At 71.4% G+C, this 9,598-nt stretch carries 9 protein-coding genes; 5 read left to right on the top strand and 4 right to left on the bottom strand.

What is annotated here, in order from left to right:
* The 5 genes from VH969_RS14460 to VH969_RS14440 all read left to right on the top strand — a co-directional run.
* Positions 1–686 (top strand): lysine 5,6-aminomutase subunit alpha TIM-barrel domain-containing protein (locus tag VH969_RS14460; RefSeq protein WP_331974252.1); only part of this gene is annotated, 686 nt, incomplete at its 5' end.
* Complete coding sequence (gene kamE, locus VH969_RS14455) at positions 683–1,444, top strand: lysine 5,6-aminomutase subunit beta (protein ID WP_331974251.1); 762 nt, start codon at positions 683–685, stop codon at positions 1,442–1,444. The genes VH969_RS14460 and kamE, both read left to right, overlap by 4 nt.
* Positions 1,445–1,542: 98 nt before the next feature.
* On the top strand, positions 1,543–1,941 hold the full coding sequence (gene kal / locus VH969_RS14450; RefSeq protein WP_331974250.1) for a 3-aminobutyryl-CoA ammonia lyase: 399 nt from the start codon (positions 1,543–1,545) through the stop codon (positions 1,939–1,941).
* Positions 1,942–1,981: 40 nt separating this feature from the next.
* Positions 1,982–2,479, top strand: a complete 498-nt coding sequence (locus VH969_RS14445; RefSeq protein ID WP_331974249.1) for a GNAT family N-acetyltransferase — start codon at positions 1,982–1,984, stop codon at positions 2,477–2,479.
* A 95-nt stretch (positions 2,480–2,574) separates the two neighbouring features.
* The gene (locus tag VH969_RS14440) at positions 2,575–4,641 is read left to right on the top strand and encodes an AMP-binding protein (RefSeq protein WP_331974248.1); all 2,067 of its coding nucleotides are present in this window, start codon (positions 2,575–2,577) and stop codon (positions 4,639–4,641) included.
* Here VH969_RS14440 and VH969_RS14435 read toward each other — a convergent pair.
* From VH969_RS14435 to VH969_RS14420, 4 genes are read right to left on the bottom strand one after another with little or no spacing between them, the layout of a single operon-like run.
* Complete coding sequence (locus VH969_RS14435; RefSeq protein WP_331974247.1) at positions 4,638–5,282, bottom strand: cyclase family protein; 645 nt, start codon at positions 5,280–5,282, stop codon at positions 4,638–4,640. The two genes, VH969_RS14440 and VH969_RS14435, sit on opposite strands and share 4 nt — an antisense overlap.
* A 13-nt stretch (positions 5,283–5,295) precedes the next feature.
* On the bottom strand, positions 5,296–6,738 hold the full coding sequence (locus VH969_RS14430; protein ID WP_331974246.1) for a dynamin family protein: 1,443 nt from the start codon (positions 6,736–6,738) through the stop codon (positions 5,296–5,298).
* Entirely contained in the window at positions 6,738–8,570 is a 1,833-nt protein-coding gene (locus VH969_RS14425; RefSeq protein WP_331974245.1) for a dynamin family protein, read from the bottom strand. The genes VH969_RS14430 and VH969_RS14425 overlap by 1 nt, the downstream gene beginning before the upstream one ends.
* Positions 8,571–8,580: 10 nt before the next feature.
* Positions 8,581–9,372 carry an IniB N-terminal domain-containing protein gene (locus VH969_RS14420; protein ID WP_331974244.1) on the bottom strand — a complete coding sequence of 264 codons (792 nt, stop codon included), beginning with the start codon at positions 9,370–9,372 and terminating at the stop codon, positions 8,581–8,583.
* Between the last annotated feature and the right edge of the window lie 226 nt (positions 9,373–9,598).

The following is a 9,598-nucleotide window of genomic DNA, read 5'->3' as shown; positions in this document are numbered from 1 at the left end:
TCATCAACACCGGCGAGGACAACTACCTCACCACCGCCGACGCCGTCGAGGCCGCGCACACGGTCACCGTGTCCCAGCTGCTCAACGAGCACTTCGCGCACGAGGCCGGGCTGCCCGACGAGCTGCTCGGCCTGGGCCACGCGTTCGAGATCAACCCCGCGGTACCCGACTCGTTCCGGCTCGAGCTCGCCCATGCGCTGCTCGCGCGCGAGCTGTTCCCGGACGCGCCGCTGAAGTGGATGCCGCCGACCAAGCACATGACCGGCGACGTGTTCGGCGGCTACCTGCTCGACGGGTTCTTCAACCTCGCCGGTGTCCTCACCGGACAGTCGATCCTGCTGGTCGGGATGATGACCGAGGCCGTGGTCACCCCGTTCCTGTCCGATCGCGACCTGGCACTGCGCAACGTCCGCTACGTGCTGAACGCGGCCGCCGGGCTGCGCGAGGACTTCCGGCCCGCGCCGGACGGGTTCATCGTCAAGCGCGCGCACCAGGTGCTCGGCGAGGCCGTGGACCTGCTCGACCGGATCGTGCGCGACGGCCTGCTCGACGCGATCGCCGACGGCACTTTCGGGCTCATGAAACGCCCGCCGGACAAGGGGAAAGGCGCCGACGGCGTGATCGAGAAGGCCGAGGGCTACCGCAACCCGGCCGCGGACCTGCTCGAGGAAGGGGCGACGAGGTGACCGCCACGGAGAAGCGCGTCGTCCGCCCGTACGGCGACACCACCGGGGACGGCATGGTGCAGGTGTCGTTCACGCTGCCCGTGCCGCCCGGTCCGAAGGCCGAGGGCGCCGCCATGCAGCTCGCGAGCAAGATGGGTCTCGACCCGGCGATGATCGTGCACTCGCACGGCATCGGCGGCGACTTCACGTTCTTCGTCGTGTACGGCTCCGCCAAGCACGTCGTCGACCTCGAGCAGGTGACCGTCGTCGAGCGGGAGTACCCGCTGCTGTCACCGTCCGAAGTGAACACCGAGGTGCGAAAGCTGTTGCGCCGCAAGCTGGCCGTGGTCGGCGGCTGCATCGGCACGGACGCGCACACGGTCGGCATCGACGCGATCCTGAACATCAAGGGCTTCGCCGGTGAGAAGGGCCTGGAGTACTACCGCGAGCTGCGGGTGGTCAACCTCGGTGCCCAGGTCACCGTGCCGGAGCTGGTGAAGCGCGCCCGCGCCGAGAAGGCCGACGCCGTGCTCGTGTCCCAGGTCGTCACCCAGCGGGACGCGCACATCCTCAACACGCAGGAGATGTCCGCGGCCTTCCGCGAGGCGATGGGCGACCGCCGCCCGGTGCTGATCGCCGGCGGGCCGCGGTTCGACCCGATGATGGCGGGCGAGCTCGGCGTCGACCGGGTATTCGGGCGGGGCACCACGCCCGGCGAGGTCGCCAGCTACCTCGTCCACTCGCTGAAGGCGAACCGGGCGGTTGTCGACCGCACCTGAGGGGAACGGGACGCAACCCGGCCACCGGTACGTCGAGAACGAACCATTCGAACGCAACGCAACCACGAGCATGAATTCCGGAGAGGCGGGAGGGCCGCATGAGTCTTACCGAAGGGTTTTCCGTGACGCACCGGCGCTATGTGCCGTACGCGCACGCGCACTACGGCGGCAACCTGGTGGACGGCGCGTACGGCCTGGCCCTGTTCGGTGACGTCGCGACCGACCTGTCCATCCACACCGACGGCGACGAGAGCCTGCTCGCCGGCTATTCCGACGTGGAGTTCCGCGCCCCGATCCAGGCCGGCGACGTCGTCGAGGTGACGGCCACGCTGACCCGGGTGGGCAACCGCTCGCGCGACATCGACTTCGAGGCGCGCGTGCTCTGCCGCGCGGCGCCGGCCCGTGGCCCGTCGGCCGCGGACGTGCTGGACCCGCCGCTGGTGGCCACGCGGGCGAAGGCGACGGTCGTGGTCCCGGTGGCCCAGCCGGCCTCGTAACTCGATTGCCGCGCACGGGATCCCGGCCTACCGTCGGTCCATGAGGGGCACGGGGACGATCACCGTACGCAGGCTGGCGCCGGACGACTGGGCGACCTGGCGCGACATCCGGCTCGTGGCGCTCGCCGACGCGCCGTACGCGTTCGGCTCGTCACTCGCGCGCGAGCGGGGGCTGACGGAGGCCGAGTGGCGGGGCCGGCTCGCGCCCGAGCACGGCGTGACCGCCGTGGCGACGCTCGGCGAACGCGTCGTCGGCGCGATCGGCGGGTACACGCCGCCCGGCGCGGCGGCCGTCCTGCTGATCGCGATGTGGGCGCACCCGGACGTCCGCGGCCGCGGCGTCGGCGATCTGCTGGTGCGTGAGGTCCTCGCCTGGGCAGGGGAAAACGGCTGGTCACAGGTGCGGTTGCGGGTCGCGGAGGGAAATGCGCCGGCCCGGCGGCTGTTCGAACGGCATGGCTTCGTCCCGACCGGGCAACGCGACGCGCTGGAGAGCAATCCGAACGTCTATACCGAAACTCTCGCGCGCACGGTTTAATATCCCAAAGAACGAGACGAAGGTCTTGCTCCGAATGGAGCACACTGCTAGTAAGTAGGGCTCTGGGCGTTCGCCCGTGCGAACGGAGGAGCTTCGTGTCGACAGACCTTGTGGAAGTGGTCGACGTCCTCGACCACCCGCGGGATCGGCTCTGGAGCGTCGTCAACGATCTCGAGCTGTTCCCGCGGTTCGTCCGTGAGATCTCCTGGGTTCACCGGACCGGGCACGCCGAGACCGGGGTGGGCAGCCAGTACGAGATGCGGTTCAGTGTCGACCAGGGCCCGGTGGCCAGGCACGACGTCGAGGTGCTCGTGCACCGCCCACCCGAGCACCTCGTGCTGGTCAGCGACCGCTGGCCGGGCGGGCACGTGTCCATCCGCCTCGTGCCGATCGCCCGCCGCCGCACCGAGGTCCAGCTCGCGATCTCCCTTCCGCACGGCGCCCGGCTGCCCGAGTCGTGGGTGCGCAGGCGTGCCCGCCGGGCGATAACGCTCATCGACGACCACCTGGCCGCCCGGCCGCTGACCGTCGCGCGCGGGCGACTGGACCAGACCGCGGCGAGCCGGTCCCAGCTGAACGTCGCGAAGGTCCTGACCAGGTCCGGGGTGATCTCGCCCGGCCGGCCCGACAAGGTGGCGAGGCAGCTGGGAACGCTGTCCAGGTGGGGTGCGACGATCGCGGGCGGGTACGGCGCGGCGACCGCGCGCGAGCCGACCGCGGACGCGATCACCGACGAGCTCGGCACGCTGACGTTCGCGGATGTCGACACTCGCACGGACCGGCTCGCCAACGCGCTGGCCGAGTTCGGCGTCCGGCAGGGCCGGCGGGTGGCGCTGATGTGCCGCAACCACGGCGCGATGGTCGAGTCGATGATCGCCTGCAGCAAGCTCGGCGCGTCCGTGCTGCTGCTGAACACCGGGCTGTCCGCGGACCAGGTGTCGGACTCCGTGCACACGCACCGGCCGGTCGCGCTGCTCGCGGACGAGGAGTTCTTCCCGCTGTTCGAGCAACTGCCGAAGGCGTTGCCGCGCATCTGCACCTGGGGCGAGGGTGACCCGACGGTCGACGAGCTGATCGAGACCGGCTCGCCGCGCCGGATCAGGCCGCCGTCCTCGCCCGGCAAGATGATCGTGCTGACGTCCGGCACCACGAACAACCCCAAGGGCGCGCGCCGGCGCAACCCGCACGGGCTGCGCACCGCCGCGGCCGTGCTGTCGCGGATCCCGCTGCACGCGGGGGAGCGGATGCTGATCGCGGCACCGCTGTTCCACACCTGGGGGCTCGCCGCGATGCAGCTCGGCATGCCGCTGCACGCGAACGTGGTGCTGGCATGCCGGTTCGACGCCGAGGAGACGCTGCGGCTGATCGAGACGCACCGGTGCACGTCGCTGATCGCGGTGCCGATCATGCTGCAGCGCATCATGGACCTGCCGCGCCAGGTGATCCGCAACTACGACACGTCCTCGCTGCGCGTCGTGGCGAGCAGCGGGTCGGCCATGTCGGCGAAGTTCGTCACCTCGTTCATGGACGAGTTCGGCGACGTGCTCTACAACCTGTACGGCTCGACCGAGGTGTCCTGGGCCAGCATCGCGGACCCGCACGACCTGCGCGCCGCCCCGACCACCGCCGGCCGCTGCCCGATCGGCACCCGGGTCGGCATCCTCGACGCGCGCGGCAAGCCGGTGCCCCCCGGTGTCGTCGGCCGGATCTGCGTGGGCAACGACATGCTCTTCGAGGGCTACGTGGACGGCGGCAGCAACACGGTCTACGACAACATGATGATCACCGGCGACCGCGGCTACCTCGACGCCGACGGCCGCCTGTTCGTCTCCGGCCGGGACGACGACATGATCATCTCCGGCGGCGAGAACGTCTTCCCGCGGCCGGTCGAGGAGCTGCTGATGACCATGCCGCAGGTGCTCGACGCGGCGGTCGTCGGCGTGCCGGACCGGGAGTACGGCCAGCGCTTCGCCGCGTACGTGGCCGTCCGCCCGGGCGCGGTCCTGCACGAGGGCCAGGTGCGCGAGTACGTGCACGCCCACCTGCCCCGCTTCGCCGTGCCGCGGGACGTGATCTTCGTCGACCAGCTGCCCCGCAACGCGACCGGCAAGGTCGTCCGCCGGCTGCTCGCGTCGGAGGGCCTCGTCAGCTGGTACGCCTAGGCGAGCACGGCCACCGCGCGCACGGGGAAGCTGCCCAGGCCGCGGACCGGCGCCGGGAGCGCGGTCAGCCGGAAGCCGTCGTCGGGCAGGGCGGACAGGTTCGTCAGGTGCTCGAGGATCGGGATCCCGCTGGCCAGCAACGTGTCGTGCACCGGCCGGACCGGATCCGCCGTGTCGTCCACGTTGAGCGCGTCCACGCCGAGCAGCGCGACGTTCGCCTCGACGAGCAGCCGCGCGGCATCGGCCGTGAGGTACGGGCTGCCGGTCCCGTATCGCTCGGTGCCCCAGTGCCGCGACCAGCCAGTGTGGACCAGAACCGCCTTGCCCCACAGGCGATCCGGCTCGCCGAGCACGTCCGGGCCGATCACGGGCACGCCGTACGCGGACACCCGGACCGCCGGCACGTCCACCAGCCGCTCGAGCGGTAGCGCGGCGACATCCGGGCCGTCGGAGTGGTAATGGAACGGTGCGTCCACATAGGTGCCGGTGTTGGCGACGAGATCGATCCGTCCGATGTGGAACGACACGCCGGGCGAGATCTCCGTCCGCTCCCGGTGCGTGCTCACCACCGGCGCGGGCAGGCCCGGGTAGGTGATCATGCCGTGCTCGACGGCGTGGCTCAGGTCCACGAAACGGCTCACGCGCTCCATGTTCTCAATGCGGCGCCAAGATCCCCTCGCAGGTGCGGACCACCACGCGGCACGCGTCCGCGGCGCGGCGGCCGAACATCGGGTTCTCCGCCTGGCCCTGCCAGCGGCGCAGCGCGTGGTAGGCGGCCCGGTGCACCTCCTCGCGCGGCGTGTGCTCGGGCAGGCCCAGCCGGGCGGCGGGCGCGCTGCCGGTGCCGCCCAGCAGCCGCTCGGCCTCCTCGGCGACCTGGCTCGGGAACGCGACCGTGCCGGAGCGCAGCGCGCTGAGCAGCCGCAGCTCGGCGAACTCGTGCGCGCCCACGAGGATCCGCTCGATCTGGCGACCCATCCCGCGCGCGTCCTGGTCGGCCCGCACCAGCCGCTCCAGTGCCAGCAGTGCCGAGCGCGCCTTGAGCAGGTCGCGCCGCTCGCCGAACTGGACCTGCAGCACCCGCTGCAGCTCACCCAGTCCGCTGCGGGCGACCAGCTCGTCGGCGAGCACGCTCGGCGACCGGGTGCCCTGGCGGATCAGCGAGGTCGCGATCCGGATGCCGAACAGCCCGAACCGGCGGACGAGCTCGCGGCGGCTCTCCGCCGTGTCCTGCGCCCGCAGGAACCGGTCGATGGACAGCAGCGAGCCGTCCAGCTCCTCGCGCGGCAGGCGGGCGAGCTCGGTCAGCGCGGTGAACTCCGACTGGCGCAGCGTGCGGCCGGTGTGCGCGAGCAGCCCGGCGACCGCCACCACGTTCTGGCACAGCCCGCGCAGTGCCGGCTCCGAGCGGTAGCGGCCGGCGATCGCCCGCGCGGCGAACATCGCGTCCATGCGCCCGGCGCCGATCTCGTCCGCGCGGGAGATGACCGCGACCGTGTTGACCGCGGTCGCCCGCGCCACGCCCTGGTCGGTGAACGCCTCGAGGAACTCCGCGTCCGCCACGTGCAGGTGGCGCATGAGGTAGAGCACCGCGTCGGCCTCGGTCGGCGTGTCGTCGTCCGGCTCGAGGAAGCGCACCGTGCGCTTGGAGACGCCGTCGTTGATCGACGCGACGCCCGGTGTGTCGATCAGCGTCATCGCCCGCAGGCTCTGCGCCGGCCAGTCGACGACGAGCCGGTCGAGGCCTTCGGCCGTGGCCCCGCCCAGGTCTATCTCGAGCTTGCCGTCGCGCCGGACCACCGGCAGCGCCGCCGGCTCGCCTTCCTTGGGGTACATGACGATCCGCGGCGCCGGCCCGTTGCGATACCAGGTCACCACCTTCGTGCACTCGCCGGCGTCGGTCGGCGCGACCGCCTCCCCGACGAGCGCGTTGAGCAGCGTCGACTTGCCGGCCTTGACCTTGCCGGCGATCGCCACCCGCAGCGGCTCGTCCAGCCGCCGCAGCTGGTGGCGCAGGAACTCGACGGTGCGCGGCTGGTCGCCGTACGCCGCGAGGGCCGTGTGCAGCACCTGCCGGACCGCGTGCGAGAGGATCATCAGGCGGCCCTCGCCCCCGTGCCCGGCGGCAGCAGGGTCTTCACGTGTACCTGCACCGCCTCCAACCGCGACAGCTCCGCGCCGATCTCGGACAGCCGGGCGTCGCGCTCGGCCTTCGTCGACTTGACCGACGCCTCCGCCGCCTTGAGCGACTCCTGCAGCGACCGCTTCATCTGCTCGGCCGTCTGCGTGAAGTGGTCGCGCAGCACCCGTTGCACGCCGCGGAGCATGTCTCGCGAGTCCTTGGCCACGTGGAAGGTCACGTCGTCGATGTAGCGGCGTAGCACGGTCTTGGCGTCCGCCTGGCGTTTCTGGACGATCCGCCGCCGTTCGTCGCCGATCGTCTTCTTGCCCATCAGCAGCGCGGCGCCGATCGAGATCGGGTTGAACATCGTGAAGCCCACCAGCGTGCCGAGCATGCCGAACATCAGCATGCCGGAGTAGCCGCCGCGCAACCCGGTCAGCAGGCGCCGGCCGACGGTCCACGTCTCGTTGTCCTTGAGCGTCATCCCGCGCACCGACCGCAGCGAGTCCGACGGCTCGATGCGCAGCGCGGGCAGCAGGTGCGTGCGCTCCTCGTCGAAGTGGTCGGCGACCCGGTTCGCCAGGTACCGGGCGCGCTGGGTCGCCCACACGTAGTTGGCCGACCCCGCGGCCGCGGTGGACTGCTCCACCCACGCGGTGAACTGGTCCCAGGTACGGGTCGGGTCGCCGCCGTTCTGGATGACCTCCTCGGCGTCCCGGACGATCTCGCGCAGCCGGTCCCGCAGGTCGTAGTCGATGTCCGCGTTGAGGTCGGCGACGCCGTCGGTCAGCGTCTGCTGCCAGCGGGCGGACCGCTCCTTCAACGCCGTGGCGCGCTTCTCGGCCTCGCTCAGCTTGCGGATGACCTGCTGGACGCTCTCCGGGTTCTCCTGCGCGGCCTGCTCGGTGCGCAGCGAGGCGATGACCTGGTCGGTCACCGCGAGCACGTCGTGCACGGTGGAGCGGCGGGCGAGCTCGTCGGCCTTGCCGACGACGCCCTTGCGCAGGTAGCCGACCAGCGGCGCGTAGCCGGAGTCGGCCGCGAGCTCGGCGCGCAGCTCGTCGGTCTCCGCGAGCAGCGCGTGCCAGCGCATCGTCGACGACACGGTGAACAGCTGCGCGTCGATGCCGGCCCGGCGCAGGTGCCCGCGATCGAGCTCGGCGATGGTGCGCCACTCCGGGTACATGTCGGTCTTCGTCAGCACGCAGGCCACGTTGGGGCAGACGGCCACGGCCTGGCGCAGGAACTCGAGCTCCGGCGCGGTGTACTCCTGCGACGCGTCGGACACGAGCAGCACGGCGTCGGCCGCCGGCAGCGTCGAGGCGGTCGCGGCGGCCTGCACGGAGTTGAGCCCGCCGACGCCTGGGGTGTCCACGAGGACCAGCCCGCTCGCCAGCACGGCGCGCGGCAGCCCGATCTCGATCTGGCTCAGCCGCTCCCGGTTGCCCGGGTTGCCCTGCTCGGTCGCGTAGCGGGCGATGTCGTCGAGCGGGACGGTGTTCCGCTCGGCGATGTCGCCGTCGAGCACCCGCACGAGGGTGACCGTCGGCGTCTCGGCGTACCTGACCACGGTCGGCACCGCGGTCGACAGGTCGTCGAGCACGGGGCAGACGGGCGCGCCGACGAGCCCGTTGACCAGCATGCTCTTGCCCTTCTTGAACTCGCCGGCCACGAGCACCCGCACGTGGTCGGCCAGCAACCGCTCGCGCGCCTGGCGCAGCCGGCCCTCGAGGTCGGGACGCTCGTACTTGGCGAGCGCCCCGAGCGCGAGGTCCACGGCCGCGATCGGCTCAGCCTTGGCCGCCATGACACCCACCTCACGCGACCGGCAGGTCGTCGTCGGCCTCGGCCAGCACCGGCTCCTCCGACATCGGCGGCTCCGGCTCGGTGGGGAAGGACTCGTTCGGGTCGCCCTCCGGCATCGGCACGTCCGGGTCGTCGTCCGTCGGCGGGCCGGGGTCACCGGGAGTGTCGCCGGGGACGTCGTCGGTCGGCGGACCGGGGTCGCTCGGCAGGTCGGGGTCCGTGTCCGTCGTCGGCGGCTCTTCGTCGCCGTCCTTCGGCTCGCCGGGTTCCTCGGCGCCGTCGTCCGTGTCTTCCGGGTCGTCGGTCTTGTCGTCGGTGTCGCCGGGCTTGTCGGTCTTGTCGTCGGTCTTGTCGTCGGTCTTGTCGTCGTCCTCGTCGTCGTCCTTGTCGATGTCGATCACCGTGTCGTTGTCCTGGATGGCGGTGACCTTGTCGGCGGAGTTGAACGAGTCGAGGATGTTCGTGCGGTGGTTGTCGATATTGAAGATCATCTTGCTCTGGTCGATCTCGAACGTCTGCGTCGTGTGCACGATCTCGCGCACCGCGTTGCTGCTGCCACCACCCGCCGCCAGGCCGCTCTCGTGGTAGCCGTTGGCGTGGCTGCCACCGCCGCCTTCCGGCCGCGGCCGGGCGTGCCCCTGGTCCGCCATGATCAGCCGGGCGTCCCGCACGTCCTGGGCGCTCACGTCCTGCAGCCCCTTGTCGGCCATGGTGCCGTCCGGGTTCTGCTCGAACTCCCGCTTGGTCTTGTCGTCGCTCATGAGGCTCATCAGGAAGTCGATGAGCGCGGAGATGGACGTCATGTCAATCACTCCAAAGTGGACTGAAAAGTGCGTGGCCGGAACGCTTCGAGCAGCTCCGGCCACGCACGGTCAGGGATCGCACCGATCACAGGTCGGCGAGCTCGGTGTCGAGGTCCTGCTCGACGTCCGCACGAACCGACTCGCCCAGGTCCGCGTCCGCGTCCTGCACCTGGGTCTGGTCGCTGTCGAGGTCCTGGTCGATGTCGCTGTCCTGGTCCAGGTCCTG

It is taken from the genome of Actinophytocola sp., assembly GCF_036555685.1.
In the GTDB taxonomy this organism is placed as follows: Bacteria; Actinomycetota; Actinomycetes; order Mycobacteriales; family Pseudonocardiaceae; genus Actinophytocola.
This window is presented reverse-complemented; position numbering and strand designations above follow the sequence as displayed.

Excerpts from the sequence above, each read along its gene's own strand:
- kal (WP_331974250.1), top strand. The coding sequence starts at position 1,543 with ATGAGTCTTACCGAAGGGTTTTCCGTGACGCACCGGCGCTATGTGCCG.
- VH969_RS14445 (WP_331974249.1), top strand. The coding sequence starts at position 1,982 with ATGAGGGGCACGGGGACGATCACCGTACGCAGGCTGGCGCCGGACGAC.
- VH969_RS14430 (WP_331974246.1), bottom strand. The coding sequence starts at position 6,738 with ATGATCCTCTCGCACGCGGTCCGGCAGGTGCTGCACACGGCCCTCGCG.
- VH969_RS14425 (WP_331974245.1), bottom strand. The coding sequence starts at position 8,570 with ATGGCGGCCAAGGCTGAGCCGATCGCGGCCGTGGACCTCGCGCTCGGG.
- VH969_RS14420 (WP_331974244.1), bottom strand. The coding sequence starts at position 9,372 with ATGACGTCCATCTCCGCGCTCATCGACTTCCTGATGAGCCTCATGAGC.